Here is a 17,938-nt window from a genome sequence, read left to right on the forward strand (position 1 = left end):
TCGTCATGGCGCTCGGCTGGCTCGCCCGCCTTGCCGACCGCCATGACGATGCGCCCCCAATTGGCGTCGCCGCCTGCGATGGCGGTCTTGACCAGCGGCGAATTGGCGATCGACAGCGCGACCGTACGGGCGCTCGCGTCGCTGACTGCGCCCTCGACCGTGATCGCGATGAACTTGCTCGCGCCTTCGCCGTCGCGGACGACCAGATGCGCGAGCTGGAGGCACAGGTCGGCGATGGCCGCGCGCACCGCGTCGGCACCCGGATCGTCATCGCCGGCGATCGCGGGATTGCCCGCCGCGCCGGTGGCAAAGGCGAGCACCGTGTCGCTGGTCGACGTATCGCCGTCGACGGTGATGCAGCTGAAGCTGCGGGCATTGGCTTCGTCGAGCGCGCGCTGGAGGAACCCCGCCTCGATCGCCGCGTCGGTGAAGAGGAAGCCCAGCATCGTCGCCATGTCGGGGGCGATCATCCCCGACCCCTTGATGATGCCGACGAAGCTGACGCGCCGGTCGCCGATCATCGCGTGGGTCACCGCGGCCTTGGGAAAGGTGTCGGTGGTGCCGATTGCGTCGGTCGCCGCGCGCCAGTCGCACGGTTCGGCGACGAAGGCGGCGTCGAGGCCCGCTTCGGCGCGGTCGATCGGCAGCGGCACGCCGATCACGCCGGTCGACGCGACGAAGATGTCCGACGGCTGGCAGCCGAGATGTGCGGCGGCGCGTGCCGCGATCGCCTCGACCGCGGCGCGGCCGCGATTGCCGGTGAAGGCATTGGAGTTACCGGCATTGACCACCAGCGCCCGCGCCCGGCCGAGCGGCAACGCCTGGCGGCACCATTCGACCTCGGGCGAGGGGCAGCGGCTTTGCGTGGTCACGCCGGCCACCGTCGTGCCGGGCGCGAGCGTGACGAAGGTCAGGTCGCAGCGGTCCCATGCCTTGTAGCGCGCGCGCGCCACGCGCGGGATCACCCCGGCGACTTGCGGCAGGTCGGGAAAGGTCGCGGGCGCGAGCGGCGAGCGGGGATGAGTCATGGCGCGATCCATGTTGTGTCGGCGCGCGAAGATCAACGATGGAGTTGCGCGCGCGATTTTTGTTCGACGCCGCCGCCGCCGCACCCTATGTAGCGGCAACGCTTATGAACGCGCTGCTCATCCTATCCGCCCTGTTCGCCGCCCTGACCGGCGCGATCGGCAGCGCGCGCGTGCCCGAGGTGCGCCAGGTGGAGGCTGTGGCCGCGGTCGCTGCGCGTGCGGCACAGATCGTGTCCCCGGCGCGCAGCGCGGCGCTTCCCCTTCCCGCGCAAGGCTATGGTCCCGTGCGCGCCGACGTGGGGATTTCGGTCCCCGCGATCCGGCTTCGTCCGGTCGCCGCGATCCGTGGCGAGCGCCGCCGCGAATAGCGCGCGCTCGTTGCGCGCCCGCAACCAACGGGCGCGGCGATCGTTTTGAATGGCCGTGACGGCCCCGGCGCGCCGCGTGCGCGCCGAACCCCAGGATCATTACAGGAATTTTCTATGCTCGGCGGAATTGCCAAGTCGCTCTTCGGGTCGTCCAACGACCGTTATGTCGCCTCGATGCGACCCATCGTCGCCAGGATCAACGCGCTTGAGGCGCAGATGCAGGCGCTGCCCGACGACGCGCTTGCCGCGCAGACCGCGGCGTTTCGCGAACGCCTCGCCAACGGCGAAAAGCTCGACGCGCTGCTGCCTGAAGCCTTCGCGACGGTCCGCGAAGCCGCGGTGCGCGTGCTGGGCATGCGCCATTTCGACGTCCAGATGATCGGCGGCATCGTCCTGCATCGCGGCGAGATCGCGGAGATGCGCACGGGCGAGGGCAAGACGCTGGTGGCGACGCTCGCCACCTATCTGAACGCGCTGCCGGGCGATGGCGTGCACGTCGTCACCGTCAACGACTATCTGGCGCGCCGCGACGCCGAATGGATGGGCCAGGTCTATCGCTTCCTCGGGCTGACGACGGGCGTCATCGTGCCCAACCTGCCCGATCATGAGCGCCGCGCGGCCTATGCCGCCGACATCACCTACAGCACCAACAACGAACTCGGCTTCGACTATCTGCGCGACAACATGAAATATGATCGCGCGTCGATGGTCCAGCGGCCCTTCGCTTATGCCATCGTCGACGAGGTGGATTCGATCCTGATCGACGAGGCGCGCACCCCGCTGATCATCTCCGGCCCGACCGACGACAAGTCCGAGCTCTACATCTCGGTCGACGCGGTGGTGAAGCAGCTTGCCGAGGCGGATTACGAGAAGGACGAAAAGCAGCGCTCGATCATCCTGACCGAGGACGGGACGGAGAAGGTCGAGCGGATGCTCGAGGCCGCCGGGCTGCTCCAGGGGGCCAATCTCTACGATTTCGAGAACACGCAGGTGGTCCACCACCTCAACCAGTCGCTGCGCGCCAACATGATGTTCAAGCGCGACACCGATTACATCGTCAAGGATGGCAAGGTCGTCATCATCGACGAGTTCACCGGGCGCATGATGGACGGCCGCCGCTGGTCCGACGGCCTGCACCAGGCGGTCGAGGCCAAGGAAGGCGTCAATATCGAGCCCGAGAACCAGACGCTCGCCTCGATCACCTTCCAGAATTATTTCCGCATGTATCCCAAGCTGTCCGGGATGACGGGCACGGCGGCGACCGAGGCGCCCGAATTCTACGACATCTACAAGATGAATGTCGTGTCGATCCCGACCAACGTGCCCGTCCAGCGCGTGGACGAGGAGGATACGTTCTACAAGTCGACCGAGGACAAGTTCCGCGGCATCGCGCGCACGATCAAGGAACATGCCGAGCGCGGCCAGCCGGTGCTGGTCGGTACCGTGTCGATCGAGAAATCCGAGCTCTTGTCCGAATTCCTCGAAAAGGAAGGCGTGCCCCACAAGGTGCTGAACGCGCGCTATCACGAGATGGAGGCGCATATCGTGGCGCAGGCCGGGCGGTTGGGCGCGGTGACGATCGCCACCAACATGGCCGGGCGCGGCACCGACATCAAACTGGGCGGCAACCTGGAATTCCGCATCAACGACGAGCTCGCCGACATGCCCGACGGTCCGGAGCGCGAGGCGGCGATCGAGCGCCTGCGCCAGGAGATCGAAGCCGAAAAGGCGCAGGTGCTGGCCGCGGGCGGCCTGTTCGTGCTCGGCACCGAGCGCCATGAAAGCCGCCGCATCGACAACCAGCTGCGCGGCCGTTCGGGGCGTCAGGGCGATCCCGGATTGAGCCGCTTCTATCTCAGCCTCGACGACGACCTGTTGCGGATCTTCGGCTCGAACACGCTGTTCGCGCGGATGATGCGGTCGTCGATCGAAGATGGCGAAGCCATGCCGCCGTCGCGGATGCTGACCAAGGCGATCGAAACCGCGCAGAAGAAGGTCGAGGCGCGCAACTACGACATCCGCAAGCAGGTGGTCGAGTATGACAACGTCATGAACGACCAGCGCAAGGTGATCTATGAACAGCGCGCCGACATCATGGATGCCGATACGGTCGGCGACGTGGTGGTCGACATGCGCGCCGAGACGGTCAACGCCATGGTCGGCGCGGCGTGCCCGCCCAACAGCTATCCCGAGCAATGGGATGTCGACGGCCTGATCGAGGCGGCGCGCGAGACGCTCAACATCGACCCGCCCGTGCGCGCGTGGATCGAGGCCGAGGAAGGCATCGAGCCCGAGACGATCGAGACGCGGATCCGCGAGCTGGCCGATGCCCTGATCGCGGAGAAGTCCGCCGAGCTGGAGCCCGAGACCTGGACCGACATCGAAAAAGGCGTGCTGCTCCAGAATCTCGACCATCACTGGAAGGAGCATCTGGCGCTGCTCGACGCGCTGCGCGCGGTCATCCACCTGCGCGCCTATGCGCAGAAGACGCCGATCAACGAGTATAAGCAGGAAGCGTTCGGCCAGTTCGAACGGATGCTGGCGTCGATCCGCGAGGATGTTACCCGGACGCTGGCGTTCGCGCAGTTCCAGCTGGCACCGCCGCCCGACCTGCCCGAGCTGCCGGCGTTCCTGACGACGCATATCGACCCGCTGACCGGCGAGGACAACAGCGCCGATTGGGATGGCGGGTCGGCCGGCCTGGTGACGACCCGGCTGCCGCCGCTGCAAATGGCGATGCCCCAGCCCGACGGCGACGAGCTGGGCGAGAACCCGGAACTGTGGGAAGGTCGGGTCAACCGCAACTCGCCATGCCCGTGCGGCTCGGGCCGCAAGTACAAGCATTGCCACGGCGCGCTGGTGTGAGGGGGGGCGGGGCGACTTAGCCTGCCCCGTGCATTCTCGTCCATAGCCCGTCACCCCGGCCTTGTGCCGGGGTCCACCGTGCAGCGCGCGCTGGCATTTGATCATGGCATGGCAAGGTTGGTTGCTGGATGGCGTGCGACGTTAACCCGCGAAGTGTCGCGTTAGCCGGCGCGGTGGACCCCGGCACGAGGCCGGGGTGACGACAAGAAATAAGTGATGCGCTTGTCCCTCACGGGTAAGCGGAAGGCGGCAACATCGCGTAGCACGCGTTGCGCCCCCCACTTGCCTTTGCCCGCCCGGCGCGCCAGCGTCCTGTCGTCATGGACATGATCGACGCGCCTTCGCCCAATTTCGATGACCGGCAGCTGCCGATCACGATGATCGTGCTGCACTATACCGGGATGCAGGACGCAGCCAGCGCCGTCGCCCGGCTGCGCGACCCGGAAGCCAAGGTGTCGGCGCATTATGTGGTGGACGAGGATGGCGCGATCCTGCGGCTGGTCGATGAGGACAAGCGCGCGTGGCACGCGGGGCGGTCGCACTGGCGCGGCATCACCGACGTCAATTCGGCGAGCATCGGGATCGAGATCGTCAATCCGGGCCATGAGTTCGGCTATCGCGATTTCCCGGACGCGCAGATCGCTTCGGTCATCCGCCTCGTCCATCTGATCAAGGACCGCTACGACATCACGCGCGGCAACATCGTCGGCCATTCGGACGTCGCCCCGGCGCGCAAGCAGGATCCCGGCGAGCTGTTTCCCTGGGGAAAGCTGGCGCGGCTGCGGCTTGCATTGCCGCGCCCGACCCGCAACCTGATGGATCCGGGCTGGAGCGAGGGCGGTTTCCTCCTCGCGCTCGAGCGCTTCGGCTATGACGTCAGCGACCCCGTCGCGGCGATCCGCGCGTTCCAGCGCCGCTTCCGCCCAGAGATGATCGACGGCGAAGTCGATGCCGAGTGCCGGATGCTCCTGCTCGCGCTCCTGCTTCCCAAACCGCAGGGAGATGATTAGGTAACCCCCACTGCCAGAGGGCCGGGCGGCCGCGGCTCCGGACTTGATCCGGGGTCGAGGAAAGTCCGGGCTCCACGGAAACGACGGTGCCGGGTAACGCCCGGCGGGGGCGACCCCAGGGAAAGTGCCACAGAGAGCAGACCGCCCCGCTTTGGCAGGGTAAGGGTGAAAGGGTGCGGTAAGGGCGCACCGCGGGCCCGGCAACGGGAACGGCATGGCAAACCCCACCGGGAGCAAGACCGAATAGGGACGGCATATGCGCCTCGTTCCGGCGCGTCGTCCGGGTTGGTTGCTTGAGGCGGCGCGCGAGCGTCGTCCCAGAGGAATGGTCGCCCATCCCCCGACCGCGAGGAAGGGGGTGGACAGAACCCGGCTTACAGGCCCTCTGGCAGTGCATCGGCGGGTGGACGTTCGGCCATACTGGCCATTGCGCGCGCGCCTGCCTATCTGGAGTCGCATGAGCCGATCGTCACGTTCGATGGATTGGGGGTTTCCCCGCTGGCGCGCTTACGGTGCCGATCGCGAAGCCGTGACGGTGCGGATGTGCGATCGCGACGGGTGCGATCAGCCGGGCGACCGGCCCGCGCCCAAATCGCCCAACAGCCGCGAACGCTGGTATTTCTGTGAAACGCACGCGGCCGAATACAACCGCAACTGGAATTATTTCGAGGGGCTGAGCGAAGAGGAAGCCAAGCGCCGCGAGGCCAATGAACAGCGTGAGGCCAATGGCTATGCCGAGGCGAGCCATTATGGCTGGGGCGGCCCCGGCGACGGTTCGCGCAGCCGCGACGAGATGCGCGCGCTCGATGTGCTGGGGCTCGAAACCGACGCCGATTTCGAGACGGTCAAGGTCGCCTGGCGGCGGCTGGCCAAAGCCAATCACCCGGATGTCAAACCCGGCGATGCGGAGGCCGCGACGCGGTTTCAGGCGATCCAGACCGCCTATGAAGTGCTGAGATCGGCTGAGGAGCGCCGGACGCTCAAGGGCGGCCGATGAAGCGGCAGGTCCGGTCGCAATGGTCGAATGCGATCCTCGTCTGTGCCAAATGCTCGAAGAAACTCGACGGCGGTTTCGGCCCCAAGCGCCGCACCCCGCTCGCCAAGGCACTGCGCAAGCATCTCGGCCTGAAAAAGGGGCGCAAAGGCACCGCCGGGGTGGTCGAGGTCCGGTGTCTGGGCGTGTGTCCGCGCGGCGCGGTGACCGTCGTCAACGGTGCCGACGCGCGCGTCTGGAACTTGGTACCGGCGGGTGCCGACCTTGATGATGTCGCGCGCGAGCTCGGCCTGATCACGCCCAAATAGCGCTACGCCGAGCGCGGCTGCCGGTGTCGGCACGCTTGTGCGCAAATGTTCGGCCGGTCCGTGGAACGAACGCGCGCCCAAGCCCTTTAACCTCCGGGCAGCCATTGCCGGGGAGGATGCTTGCGTGGCGGAGACACTGACCGTGAACGGGACGGAGCGGGCGTTGCCCGACGATCCACGCACGACGTTGCTCGATTTTCTGCGACACGACCTCGGCCTCACCGGCACCAAGAAGGGCTGCGATCACGGCCAGTGCGGCGCGTGCACGGTGATCGTCAACGGCATCCGCATCAACAGCTGCCTCACGCTGGCGGCAATGCATGCCGGCGAAAGCGTGACGACGATCGAGGGGATCGGCACGCCGACCGAGCCGTCGCCGCTGCAGCAGGCATTCGTGAAGCATGACGGGTTTCAGTGCGGCTATTGCACCCCGGGTCAGATCTGCGCCGCGACCGCAATGCTCGACGAGCTTGGCAACGGGTGGCCGAGCGATGCGACCGGTGCGCTCGATGCCGACCACTTCCATGTCACCGACGAGGAGCTGCGCGAGCGGATGAGCGGCAATCTGTGCCGGTGTGGCGCCTATGCCAACATCATCGCGGCCATCCGTGAGGTTGTCGGGGAGCGCGGGGCATGAGGACGTTCCACTATCGTCGCGCGCATGCGATCGACGACGCCGTCGAAATCGCCCGCGATGCGCAGGCGGCGATCATCGCGGGCGGAACCAATTTACTTGACCTGATGAAATTGCAGGTCGCGACGCCGTCACAGCTGGCCGACATCAACCATGTCGGCTTTCGCGAAATCGAGGATAGCCCCGATGGCGGGCTGCGCATCGGGGCGCTGGCGACCAACACCGAAACCGCGGTCCACCCCCGGGTCCGCCGCGATTATCCGGTGCTCGCCCGCGCGATCCTTGCCGGGGCGACCCAGCAGCTGCGCAACAAGGCGACGACCGGCGGCAATCTGTGCCAGCGGACGCGATGCTATTACTTCACCAATATCGACCAGCCGTGCAACAAGCGGCAGCCCGGCACCGGCTGCGGCGCGATCGGCGGCGTGGCCCGCCTGCACGCGATCCTCGGCACCAGCGACCAGTGCATCGCGACCTATCCGGGCGATATGGCGGTGGCGCTGAGCGCGCTGGACGCGACCGTCCATCTCCGTTCGGCGGGCGGTGGGGAACGCTCCGTCCCCGTTCGCGCCTTTCATTGCCTGCCCGGCGATACGCCATGGCGCGACAACGTGCTCGCGCAGGGCGAGGTGATCACCGCCGTCACCCTTCCGCCGCCGGTCGGCGCGACACAGCTTTACAGGAAGGTGCGCGAACGCTCGTCCTATGCCTTCGCGCTGGTATCGGTCGCCGCGATCGTCGCGCTGGACGGCGGCAGGTTCAGCCGCGCCGATCTGGCCTTTGGCGGGCTGGCGCACAAGCCGTGGCACGATCCGCGCATCGGCGACGCGCTGATCGGCCAGGCGCCGTCGCCCGAGCTGTTCGACGCCGCCGCGGACATCCTGCTCGACGGCGCACGCAGCGACGGCGACAGCGCGTTCAAGGTCACCCTCGCGCGGCGCACGCTGCACGCGGTCCTTAGCCAGGTGACGGAGACGGCCCGATGAGCGTCAGCTTCAGACAGGACGAGCCCGCGACCGACAACCGCCTTGATCAGATGGGTCAGGGCGTGCTCGGCAAACCGCACCCGCGCATCGAGGGACTGGCGAAGGTGACGGGCACCGCGCCCTATGCCGCCGAATATCGGGTCGCGAATTGTGCCGAGGGCGTGCTCGTGACCGCGACGATCACGCGCGGCGTGGTCGTTCGGATCGACACGGACCACGCACTTGCCCTGCCGGGGGTGCTGGCGGTGATCGAAGACGCGCGACTGACCACCCGACCCGCCCAGGGCACCGCCGACGAGGCTCCGGCGCAGTCGCCCCGGCAGGTCTGCTACTGGGGCCAGCCGATCGCGCTGGTCGTCGCCGAGCGCTTTGAACAGGCACGCGACGCGGCGCGACGACTTCAGGTCGAATATCGCGCCGACCCAGATGTACCCGTCGATCCGGCAGCGGTCGATCCCGAAGCGCAGACCGACGACGCGGTCAGCCGGGGCGATCTGGCCCAGGCGATGCGCGGGGCCACCCATAGCGTCGATGTCACCTATACCACCCAGGGCCATGCATCGGCGGCGATGGAGCCGCACGCCGCGATTGCCGAATGGGACGGCGAGCGGCTGACCGTCCACGCATCGCTTCAGATGCTGAACTACAACATCAGCGAGCTTGCCGACGCGCTGGATCTGGATGAGGACCGGATCCGGCTCGTCTCGCGCTATGTCGGGGGCGGCTTCGGCTCTAAGCTCGGCATCAGTCAGGACGTCGTCGCCGCGTCGATCGCGGCGATGCAGCTCGGTCGTCCGGTTCGCGTCGTCCTGTCGCGGCAGCAGGTCTTTCAGGGGATCATGCGCCGGTCGGAAACGACCCAGCGGCTGCGGCTGGCGGCGGATGCGACAGGCGGGCTGATCGGCTTTGGCCATCATGCGCTGGTCTCGAACCTCCCCGGCGAAGCCTTTGCAGAGCCGGTGCTGCAATCGTCGCACTTCCTGTACGCTGCCGAAAACCGCGAGCTTTCGCTTGATCTGGCGCGCATCCACCGGATGACTGCGGGCTCCGTCCGCGCGCCGGGCGAGGCGGTAGGCATGCCCGCGCTCGAGGCGGCGATGGACATTCTGGCGGAAAAGGTCGGGATCGATCCGGTCGAGCTTCGCCTGCGGAATATTCCCGCGCGTGATCCGGAGAAGGACCTGCCCTTTTCCTCGCATACGCTTGCCGAATGCCTGAACAAGGGGGCCGAGGCGTTCGGATGGGACCGATCGCCGCGGCGGCCGCGTCAGACGCGCGACGGCGAATGGTGGATCGGCACGGGGGTGGCGAGCGCCGCGCGCGTGCATAATGTCCAGGCGGCGACCGCGCGCGTCACGCTGAGACGCGACGGCACCGCGCGAGTCGAAACCGACATGACCGATATCGGCACCGGGACCTACACGATCCTGGCGCAACTGGTCGGGGAGATGCTGGGCCTCGATCCGGCCGACATTCTGGTCGACCTGGGCGATACGCGTCACCCGCGCGGGCCGGGTTCGGGCGGAAGCTGGGGGGCGGCGTCGATCGGATCGGCGGTCTATGTCGCCTGTCAGGCGATCCGCGAGGACCTTGCGAGCCGCGCCGGCGTGTCCGAGCGCGAGCTTCGGCTCACGCGTGGCCGGACGGCTTCGGGTCAATCGCTGACCGATCTGCTGAGCGGTGCGGACATCGTCCGCGAGGGGCATTACGAACCCGGCAAGATCGAGGACGCGTTCACTGCCGCGGGATTCGGTGCGTTCTTCGCCCAGGTCCGGGTCAATCGCTTCACCGGCGAAACCCGCATCGACCGGATGACCGGCGCGTTCGGGTTCGGGCGGGTGCTCAATCCCACCACGGCGCGCTCGCAATGTCTGGGCGGCATCACCTGGAGTATCGGCGTGGCGCTGACCGAGGCGCTGGCGTTCGATCCGCGCGACGGCCACCTCGTCAACTGCGATCTCGCGGAATATCACGTGCCCGTTCATCGCGACATTCCCGACATCGACGTCGTCCTTGTCGAGGAACGCGACGCGTCGGCGAGCCTGATCCAAGCAAAGGGGATCGGCGAGCTGGGCATGTGCGGCGGCGCGGCGGCGATCGCGAACGCCGTCTATCATGCGTGCGGCGCGCGCGTGCTGGCGTTCCCGATGACGCCCGACCGGGTCCTCGCCGCGATGCCCGACTGACGGGTGCGATGCCGGTCGCCGCGGGCATTCTTGCCCGCCGGCGCGGGGTCAGCGCCGCGCCAGGATCGCCGCCGCGCGATCGAGGTCCGCGGGCGTATCGACATCGAGCAACGCGTCGGTCGACGGCGGGTCGATCATCGTCGTTGCCGATTCCCAGTCGATCGCCGCCGCGCCACGATCGCCGTTGAGCCGCATGAGCCTGGCGAAGTCGCTGGCATCGAATGCCGCCGGGACCCCGGGCCGGCCCGAGGCGTAGCGGGTAAAGGCCGTGCCCCGCGCGCGCGCCAGCTGGCCGAGCAGGGACGGCGTGACGCAGGGCATGTCGGCCAGCGCGATGACGAGCCGTGGGTGCGGCGCGGCCACGTGGGCGGCGAGCGCGATCGAGGTGGCGAGGCCGCTGCCGGCGTGGGGATTGATCGCTACCTCCCAGTCGGCTGCCACGGGACCGATATCAGCCGCTGTTTCACGCGAGAGGATCAGCCATCTGGCCTTGAAGCCGGCGCTGTCCGCGGCGTCCGCGGCCCAGCGCCAGAGCGGCTTGCCGAGCAGGTCGGCGACGAGCTTGCTGCCGCCGAAACGGCGTGCCGATCCCGCCGCCAGCAGCGCGAACGCGGGCGCGGGGTCAGGGGTTGGTCCGGAGCCGCTCATATTCCCCCGCCACCTCGGCAAGGATCGCCAGCGCCAGCGTCTGGGGCGACCGGCTGCCCGAGGGTCGGCCGATCGGGCTGCGCACGCGGGCGAGCGCGACAGGGTCGGCGCCGCGCTCCCGCAACGCTTCCAGGCGTGCGGCGCGCGCGGTGAAACCGCCCTGCGCCCCGACGTAGAAGGCGTCGCTCGCCAATGCTTCGTCGAGAAGCGCGATTTCCCATTCATGGTCGTGGAACAGCATGACGATCGCCGTCCAGCGGTCGGCGTCCGGCAGGCCGCTTCGGCGGCCCAGCGACAGGCCGGATTTCTCAACCCCCTGGCACACGACGCCCGCTGCCGCGGCGATGCGTTCGAGCGCGCCCAGTTCCGGCCCCTCGCCGAACGCGCGGATGGCGAGACACGGCAGATAGCGCCGCGCGCCGAGATGCGGATTGGGCGGCAGCGAAATCGTTGCGGCACGCCGCGCCGTGAGCGCCGTCATCGCGGCGGCGCAAGCGGCGCGGTCGGGCACCGGGTCGATCAGGATGTCGAGGCCGCCACCACAGGGCAGGCGAAAATCCACGACGCCCGAATCCCGGCCATAGCGCCGGACGACGGGCGTCGTCGCACCCTGGGCATCGGTGCGCAGCTGCGCCTCCAGGCAACCGTCGGCCAGGCTGCCGGCGAAACTGCCGTCCGGCCGAATCGCAAGCTGCGCGCCGATACGACGGGAGAAGCTGCCGTCGATGCCGACGATGGTGCACAGGGCGACGCCCGGCGCACAGGCGGCTGCGAGCGCCAGATGATCCTCGTGCACCGCCCCCGGGTCTTCCCCCGACAGGCATGCGGGCAGGGCGGGATCGGTCAACGACATCGCCGGATGCGATAGCGTGCCTGCACCATTTGCAAAGGGCTAAACCGCGTGAAGCGGCCTTCGCCGATCGCGCCGGATGCTTGGAGGCCCGAGCCGGAATCGAACCGGCGTGCACGGATTTGCAGTCCGCTGCGTCACCACTCCGCCATCGGGCCGAAGCAGGCGCGCGAGATGCGCGGGGCCGCACGCAGTGTCAACCCTTGGTTCCGGACGGCGACTGCGAAAAACAATCGTACGCGCGCTTGGCGACGTGAAATCATATCATTAGAAGCCAATGTAGCAGGATGTGTATTGCATCGATAATACAGCTGTGCGACAGAGGCCAATAATGATCGAGACTGCTCCCCAGACGCTTTCCTTCGCGACCGCGCGCCAGGCGATGGTCGACAGTCAGCTGCGGACGAATTCGGTCAATGATCCGCGAGTCGTCGACGCGATGGCGAATGTCCCGCGCGAACAGTTTCTGCCTGCGCATCTGCGCAATGTCGCCTATCGCGACCGTCCGCTGCCGCTGGGTGCGGGGCGGATGCATAACGACCCGCTGGCGACCGGGCGGTTGCTGGTCGCGGCCGAGATCGCGCCGGGGGATCGCGTGCTGTTGATCGGGGCTGCGGGCGGTTATGCCGCCGCGCTGCTCGCGCGGCTGGCGGCGCATGTCGTGGCGGTGGAGGAATCGGCGGATCTGGCCGCGACGGCGCGCGCCGCGCTGGCCGGCATCGGCAATGTCGAACTGGTCGAGGGGCCGTTGAACCAGGGCTGGGCGGCGGGCGCACCCTATGACGTGATCGTGATCGACGGTGCGGTCGAACGGCTGCCCGACGGCTTCGTCGAACAGTGTCGCCCCGACGGGCGCATCGTCACCGGGATCGTCGATCGCGGCGTCACGCGGCTGGCGCGCGGCCAGCGGAGCCAGGGCGGCTTTGGCATGGTCGATTTCGCCGATGTCGAGTGCGTGGTGCTGCCGGGGTTCGAGCGGCCCAGGGGCTTCACCTTCTGAAATCGGGCATGATGAGACACCGTCTTCTCCTTTTCGCCGGCGTAGCGGTGCTTGCTGTCGGCCCGGCCAGCGCCGAAACGTTGCGTGACGCGCTGGTCCGCGCCTATTCGACCAATCCGACGATCACCGGCCAGCGCGCCAGCCTGCGCGCGACGGACGAGGCGGTGCCGCTTGCCCGCGCGGACGGATTGCCTTCGGCGGCGGTCGATGCGCGCTATTCGGAGGATTTCCAGCAGGCCGCCAATCAGTTCTTTGCCCCCGCCCGATCGGTGACGGGGCAGGCCAGTCTCAGCGTTCCGCTCTATGCCGGAGGCGCGGTCAAGAATTCGGTGCGCGCGGCCAAGACCCGGGTCGAGGCCGGACGCGCCAACCTGCGCGGCACCGAGGCTCAGCTGTTCACCGACGTGGTCGCGGCTTATCTGAACGTCATCCGCGACGAGGCGATCGTCGAGCTGAACGGTCAGAATGTCCGCGCGCTCGAGGTCAATTTGCAGGCGACGCGCGACCGGTTCGAGGTCGGCGACGTCACCCGCACCGATGTGGCGCAGTCCGAGGCCCGCCTGGCTGCGGCGGTCGGCCAGCTGCGCGGATCGGAGGCGACGCTGATCGCGAGCCGTGAATTCTATATCCGCACCGTCGGCGCCGCGCCCGAATCGCTCGAACAGCCGCCGCCGCTGCCCGGGCTGCCCGACACCGCCGATGCCGCCGTCGCAGTCGCGCTGGAAAACAATCCGACGCTGATCGCGGCGCGCCGCAACAGCGACGCGGCCGGTTTTGACGCGCGTGCCGCACGTGCGCAGCGTTTGCCCCAGGTTTCGACGTTCCTGGGCGGCAATTATTTCAACAACCTATCGTCCCAGAATGCCGGCAATGTCAGCGTCAATTCGGGCTCGGGCGCAAGCGCGGGCGTGCAGATGCGGATCCCGATCTATCAGGGTGGCGCACCAGCCGCGAACGTCCGCCGGGCCCGGGCGCTGGAGAGCGTCGCGATCGAGCAGGTCACCGCGACCGAACGCGCGGTGATCGAGCAGGCGCGCGCCTTCTTTGCCAACTGGCAATCGTCGCTGCGCGTGATCGAGGCGGCGGAGACGCAGGTGTCGGCGAACCGGCTGTCGCTTGAAGGGGTGCGGGCCGAGAACAGCGTCGGCACGCGCACGATCCTCGACATCCTGGATGCCGAGCGCGAGCTGCTCAATGCACAAGTGACGCTGGTGACCGCGCGCCGCGACGCCTATGTCGCCGGTTTCGCGCTGCTGGCGGCGATGGGCCGGGCGGAGGCGCGCGACCTGGGCCTCGACGGCGGGCCGCTTTACGATCCCGACGTCAATTATCGCCGGGTGCGCGGCGGGCTGTGGGACTGGAGCGACGGCGCGCGTGCCGCGCCGGTCGCGAGCAGCACCGCGAACACGCCGGCACAGACGCCGGTCGTCACCAAGCCGCTCGATCCCGAGCTTCAGCGTGGCGTTGACACGGGCCCCGCAAATCCCGACAGATAGGCGCGTTGGCGGCGAAATTGGGATCGGGATGATGGGCGACCTGGGCGGCGAAACCTCGATGGAGGACATCCTGTCGTCGATCAAGCGCATCATCGCCGAGGAAAGCGACGGCACCGCCGGTGGCACGCGTGGACGCAAGCTGCCGCGCGGCGCGGGTGAGCCCGCACCCGTCGCCGCCCCGACCAACGCTGCCGATCCGGATGATGCGGTCCTCGAACTGAGCGAGGAAGTCCACGCGCCGCCACCCGCCGCCAGGCCCGCGGCACCGCGCCCCGCGCCCACGAAGGCGGGAGCCAGCGACTCCGTCAATGCGCGCCGGAACGGTGAGGCTGCGGCAGCCACAGCGGCACCGCTGCCTGCGGATGCGGCCGCGCCGGCGGCGGCGACGATCGTGTCGGATCAGGCGGCACGCGCGACCAGCCGTTCGCTGGAGGCATTGTCGCGCGTGATCGTCGCGCCGCAATCGCCGGCGGGCGAGACGCTGGAGGATCTGGTGCGCGACATGCTGCGCCCGATGCTTCGCGACTGGCTCGACGCGAACCTGCCCGAAATGGTCGAGGCGATGGTGGCGCGCGAAATCGCCCGGATCGCCGGCCGCAACGGCTGACGCACTAACGCCGCGCTCTTGCCACGCCGCGCCGTCAGGCTATGGCGTGGCCGCCATGACCGAACTCGCCAAGACCTTTGACCCCGCGCAGATCGAGCGCCGCTGGTATGCCCATTGGGAAAGCAACGGCCTGTTCCGCCCCGAGCGGCCGGGTGCCGAGCCCTGGACGATCGTCAATCCGCCGCCCAACGTCACGGGCAGCCTGCATATCGGCCACGCGCTCGACAATACGCTGCAGGACATCTTGGTCCGCTATGAGCGGCTGCGCGGCAAGGATGCCTTGTGGGTGGTCGGCACCGACCATGCGGGCATCGCCACCCAGATGGTGGTCGAGCGCCAGCTGAACGAGCGGCAGGACAAGCGCACCAATTACACGCGCGAGCAGTTCGTCGAGAAGGTGTGGCAGTGGAAGGCGGAAAGCGGCGGCCAGATCACCGGCCAGCTGCGCCGGCTGGGCTGTTCGATGGACTGGGCCAACGAACGCTTCACGATGGACCCGGGCTTCAGCAAGGCGGTGCTGAAGGTGTTCGTCGATCTGTATCGCGACGGGCTGATTTACCGCGACAAGCGCCTGGTCAATTGGGATCCCGCGCTCAAGACCGCGATCAGCGACCTCGAGGTCGAGGCGCGCGAAGTGCAGGGGCACATGTGGCACTTCAAATACCCACTGGCGGGGGGTGAGACCTATCGCCACGTCGAGCGTGACGCGGACGGGAATGTCACTCTGGAAGAGGAGCGCAACTATATCTCGATTGCGACGACTCGGCCCGAAACGATGCTCGGCGACGGCGCAGTGGCGGTCCACCCGGACGATGAACGCTATCGTCCGATCGTGGGCAAGCTCTGCGAGATTCCGGTAGGGCCTCGCGAGCATCGTCGCGCAATTCCGATCATCACCGATAGCTATCCCGATCCCGCATTCGGTTCCGGCGCCGTCAAGATCACCGGAGCGCATGACGAGAACGATTATGGCGTCGCGCAGCGCAACGGCATCCCAATGTACCGGTTGATGGACGAAGTCGCTGCGATGCGGGTCGACGGTGTTGCGTATGCATTCGCATCCGCGCGCGCGCGCGAAATCGCGAAGGGCGCACCGGCAAGCGCTGCTGAAATCGACGCGCTCAACCTCGTGCCGGAAGCCTATCGTGGACTCGACCGATACGAAGCGCGCAAGCGCGTGGTCGCCGACATCGACGCCGAAGGGTTGATGATCAAGGTCGAGGCGAAGACGATCATGCAGCCGACCGGCGACCGATCGGGCGTGGTGATCGAACCGATGCTGACCGACCAATGGTATGTCGACGCCAAGACGCTGGCGCAGGGCCCGATCGAGGCGGTGCGCGACGGGCGCATCAAGATCGTCCCCAAGACGTGGGAAAAGACCTTCTTCAACTGGATGGAGAATATCCAGCCCTGGTGCGTGAGCCGGCAGCTTTGGTGGGGGCACCGGATTCCGGCGTGGTTTGCCGAAGATGGTCGCGTTTTCGTCGCAGAAACCGAGGCGGAGGCGCAAGCCGAGGCCGGCGAGGACGTCGCGCTTACTCGCGACGAGGACGTCCTCGACACCTGGTTCTCTTCTGCGCTGTGGCCATTCGCGACGCTGGGTTGGCCGGGCGATGCTCCCTCTCCCCTTGAGGGGAGAGGGTCGGGGAGAGGGGATGCCGCTGCGAGCGACGCGGATGCCCCTCTCCCAACCCTCTCCCCGGCGGGGAGAGGGCTAGGGACCCTCAACGGCCGTTACCCGAATGACGTGCTGATTTCCGGTTTCGACATCCTGTTCTTCTGGGATGCGCGGATGATGATGCAGGGGATGCACTTCATGGGGGACGTGCCGTTCCGCACGCTCTACCTGCACGGGCTGGTCCGCGCCGCCGACGGGCAGAAGATGTCGAAGTCGAAGGGCAATACCGTCGACCCGCTCGGCCTGATCGATCAATATGGCGCGGATGCGCTGCGCTTTTTCATGGCGGCGATGGAGAGCCAGGGCCGCGACATCAAGATGGATGTCGCCCGCGTCGAGGGCTATCGCAACTTCGCGACCAAGCTGTGGAACGCCACGCGGTTCGCCCAGGCGAACGGGATCGGCGCGTCGACCAGCATCGCGCCGCCGCCCGCGTCCCTCGCGGTCAATCGCTGGATCATCGGCGAGACGGTGGCGACGGTGCGCGCGCTGGATCAAGCGCTGGCCGACCTGCGCTTCGACGGGGCGGCCAATGCGATCTATCAGTTCGTGTGGAGCCGCTTCTGCGACTGGTATCTGGAGCTGATCAAGCCGGTCCTGTCCCCCGCGCCGGGCGAGCGTGGGGAGGGGACCGAGGCGGATGAGACCCGCGCGGTCGCCGGCTGGGTGCTCGACCAGATCCTGGTGATGCTCCACCCGTTCATGCCGTTCATCACCGAGGAACTGTGGCACGCGCTGGGCGCCCGCGACGGCGAGCTGATCGTGGCGCACTGGCCGCAGGTGGACGGCGTCGAGGTGGATGCCGAGGCTGGGCGCGAGATCGACTGGCTGATCCGGCTGGTGAGCGAAATTCGCGCGGCACGCACCGAACTGAATGTGCCGCCCAGCGCGCGGCTGTCGATGATCGTGCGTGACGCCGATCGCGCCACGCAGGCGCGGCTCGACAATCAGGCAGCCGCTCTGGCCCGGCTGGCGCGCGTGGATTTGGCCGGTGAGACGGGTGCTGCCGGCGGCGCGGCGCAGATTGTCGTCGACGAGGCCACCTATGTTCTCCCGCTCGAAGGGATCATCGATCTCGATGCCGAGCGCGCGCGGCTGTCGAAAGCAATTCTAGCCGCGCAGAAAGAACGGGATGCCTTGTCCGGCCGGCTGGACAATCCCAGTTTCGTCGCGCGGGCCAAGCCCGAGGCGGTGGAAAAAGCCCGCGCCGACCATGCCGAGAAGGCGGCTGAGGCCGAGCGGCTGACGGCGGCGCTGGCCAGGCTGGGGTAGGAAAA

General features: G+C 67.9%; 15 protein-coding genes, 1 tRNA gene and 1 other RNA gene. 13 read left to right on the forward strand and 4 right to left on the reverse strand.

Annotated elements, in window-relative coordinates; genetic code table 11:
- Positions 1 to 1,028 (reverse strand): bifunctional glutamate N-acetyltransferase/amino-acid acetyltransferase ArgJ (gene argJ, locus AX676_RS04885; RefSeq protein ID WP_066544150.1); only part of this gene is annotated, 1,028 nt, incomplete at its 3' end.
- A 38-nt stretch (positions 1,029 to 1,066) separates the two neighbouring features.
- On the opposite strand from argJ, the gene AX676_RS04890 reads away from it, so the two are divergent.
- The 9 genes from AX676_RS04890 (at position 1,067) to AX676_RS04930 (ending at position 10,379) form a co-directional block, all read left to right on the forward strand.
- Complete coding sequence (locus AX676_RS04890) at positions 1,067 to 1,396, forward strand: hypothetical protein (protein ID WP_066481797.1); 330 nt, start codon at positions 1,067 to 1,069, stop codon at positions 1,394 to 1,396.
- A gap of 114 nt (positions 1,397 to 1,510) precedes the next feature.
- On the forward strand, positions 1,511 to 4,261 hold the full coding sequence (gene secA / locus AX676_RS04895) for a preprotein translocase subunit SecA (protein WP_066481795.1): 2,751 nt from the start codon (positions 1,511 to 1,513) through the stop codon (positions 4,259 to 4,261).
- A 320-nt stretch (positions 4,262 to 4,581) separates the two neighbouring features.
- Positions 4,582 to 5,271, forward strand: coding sequence for an N-acetylmuramoyl-L-alanine amidase (locus AX676_RS04900; RefSeq protein WP_066481782.1), 690 nt, complete (start codon positions 4,582 to 4,584; stop codon positions 5,269 to 5,271).
- Between the two features lie 13 nt (positions 5,272 to 5,284).
- An RNA gene (gene rnpB / locus AX676_RS04905) (RNase P RNA component class A) lies at positions 5,285 to 5,664 on the forward strand.
- A gap of 64 nt (positions 5,665 to 5,728) precedes the next feature.
- A complete protein-coding gene (locus AX676_RS04910; protein WP_066481780.1) occupies positions 5,729 to 6,268 on the forward strand; it encodes a J domain-containing protein in 540 nt (179 codons plus the stop codon).
- Complete coding sequence (locus tag AX676_RS04915; RefSeq protein ID WP_066481778.1) at positions 6,265 to 6,573, forward strand: (2Fe-2S) ferredoxin domain-containing protein; 309 nt, start codon at positions 6,265 to 6,267, stop codon at positions 6,571 to 6,573. The genes AX676_RS04910 and AX676_RS04915 overlap by 4 nt, the downstream gene beginning before the upstream one ends.
- A 124-nt stretch (positions 6,574 to 6,697) precedes the next feature.
- Positions 6,698 to 7,210, forward strand: coding sequence for a 2Fe-2S iron-sulfur cluster-binding protein (locus tag AX676_RS04920; protein ID WP_082731275.1), 513 nt, complete (start codon positions 6,698 to 6,700; stop codon positions 7,208 to 7,210).
- Positions 7,207 to 8,193, forward strand: coding sequence for an FAD binding domain-containing protein (locus AX676_RS04925; RefSeq protein WP_066481776.1), 987 nt, complete (start codon positions 7,207 to 7,209; stop codon positions 8,191 to 8,193). Before AX676_RS04920 ends, AX676_RS04925 begins: the two co-directional genes overlap by 4 nt.
- Positions 8,190 to 10,379 (forward strand): xanthine dehydrogenase family protein molybdopterin-binding subunit, encoded by a 2,190-nt coding sequence (locus AX676_RS04930; protein WP_066481774.1) that lies wholly within the window; start codon positions 8,190 to 8,192, stop codon positions 10,377 to 10,379. The genes AX676_RS04925 and AX676_RS04930 overlap by 4 nt, the downstream gene beginning before the upstream one ends.
- Positions 10,380 to 10,427: 48 nt before the next feature.
- Here AX676_RS04930 and AX676_RS04935 read toward each other — a convergent pair whose 3' ends face one another.
- From AX676_RS04935 to AX676_RS04945, 3 genes are all read right to left on the reverse strand, one after another.
- Positions 10,428 to 11,027 (reverse strand): nucleotidyltransferase family protein, encoded by a 600-nt coding sequence (locus tag AX676_RS04935; protein ID WP_066481772.1) that lies wholly within the window; start codon positions 11,025 to 11,027, stop codon positions 10,428 to 10,430.
- Positions 11,002 to 11,874, reverse strand: a complete 873-nt coding sequence (locus AX676_RS04940) for an XdhC family protein (protein WP_197417122.1) — start codon at positions 11,872 to 11,874, stop codon at positions 11,002 to 11,004. The genes AX676_RS04935 and AX676_RS04940 overlap by 26 nt, the downstream gene beginning before the upstream one ends.
- 87 nt (positions 11,875 to 11,961) lie before the next feature.
- Positions 11,962 to 12,035, reverse strand: a tRNA-Cys gene (locus AX676_RS04945).
- Between the two features lie 173 nt (positions 12,036 to 12,208).
- Between AX676_RS04945 and AX676_RS04950 the strand changes: the two genes are divergently transcribed.
- The 4 genes from AX676_RS04950 to AX676_RS04965 are packed head-to-tail and all read left to right on the forward strand — an operon-like array spanning position 12,209 to position 17,933.
- Positions 12,209 to 12,877, forward strand: coding sequence for a protein-L-isoaspartate O-methyltransferase family protein (locus AX676_RS04950; RefSeq protein ID WP_066481767.1), 669 nt, complete (start codon positions 12,209 to 12,211; stop codon positions 12,875 to 12,877).
- A gap of 8 nt (positions 12,878 to 12,885) precedes the next feature.
- Positions 12,886 to 14,373, forward strand: a complete 1,488-nt coding sequence (locus AX676_RS04955; protein WP_443026089.1) for a TolC family outer membrane protein — start codon at positions 12,886 to 12,888, stop codon at positions 14,371 to 14,373.
- A 28-nt stretch (positions 14,374 to 14,401) separates the two neighbouring features.
- A complete protein-coding gene (locus tag AX676_RS04960) occupies positions 14,402 to 14,980 on the forward strand; it encodes a DUF2497 domain-containing protein (protein WP_331709257.1) in 579 nt (192 codons plus the stop codon).
- A gap of 55 nt (positions 14,981 to 15,035) precedes the next feature.
- Positions 15,036 to 17,933, forward strand: coding sequence for a valine--tRNA ligase (locus AX676_RS04965; protein WP_066481760.1), 2,898 nt, complete (start codon positions 15,036 to 15,038; stop codon positions 17,931 to 17,933).
- The last annotated feature ends 5 nt before the right edge of the window (positions 17,934 to 17,938 follow it).

The sequence above is a fragment of the Sphingomonas sp. CCH21-G11 genome, from assembly GCF_001555965.1.
GTDB lineage: Bacteria > Pseudomonadota > Alphaproteobacteria > Sphingomonadales > Sphingomonadaceae > Sphingomonas.

Bases quoted from the DNA above. Each gene is read 5' to 3' on its own strand.
- AX676_RS04890 (WP_066481797.1), top strand. From the start codon at position 1,067: ATGGAGTTGCGCGCGCGATTTTTGTTCGACGCCGCCGCCGCCGCACCC.
- AX676_RS04900 (WP_066481782.1), top strand. From the start codon at position 4,582: ATGGACATGATCGACGCGCCTTCGCCCAATTTCGATGACCGGCAGCTG.
- AX676_RS04960 (WP_331709257.1), top strand. From the start codon at position 14,402: ATGATGGGCGACCTGGGCGGCGAAACCTCGATGGAGGACATCCTGTCG.
- AX676_RS04910 (WP_066481780.1), top strand. From the start codon at position 5,729: ATGAGCCGATCGTCACGTTCGATGGATTGGGGGTTTCCCCGCTGGCGC.
- AX676_RS04925 (WP_066481776.1), top strand. From the start codon at position 7,207: ATGAGGACGTTCCACTATCGTCGCGCGCATGCGATCGACGACGCCGTC.
- AX676_RS04915 (WP_066481778.1), top strand. From the start codon at position 6,265: ATGAAGCGGCAGGTCCGGTCGCAATGGTCGAATGCGATCCTCGTCTGT.
- AX676_RS04955 (WP_443026089.1), top strand. From the start codon at position 12,886: ATGATGAGACACCGTCTTCTCCTTTTCGCCGGCGTAGCGGTGCTTGCT.
- AX676_RS04935 (WP_066481772.1), bottom strand. From the start codon at position 11,027: ATGAGCGGCTCCGGACCAACCCCTGACCCCGCGCCCGCGTTCGCGCTG.
- AX676_RS04930 (WP_066481774.1), top strand. From the start codon at position 8,190: ATGAGCGTCAGCTTCAGACAGGACGAGCCCGCGACCGACAACCGCCTT.
- secA (WP_066481795.1), top strand. From the start codon at position 1,511: ATGCTCGGCGGAATTGCCAAGTCGCTCTTCGGGTCGTCCAACGACCGT.
- AX676_RS04965 (WP_066481760.1), top strand. From the start codon at position 15,036: ATGACCGAACTCGCCAAGACCTTTGACCCCGCGCAGATCGAGCGCCGC.
- AX676_RS04950 (WP_066481767.1), top strand. From the start codon at position 12,209: ATGATCGAGACTGCTCCCCAGACGCTTTCCTTCGCGACCGCGCGCCAG.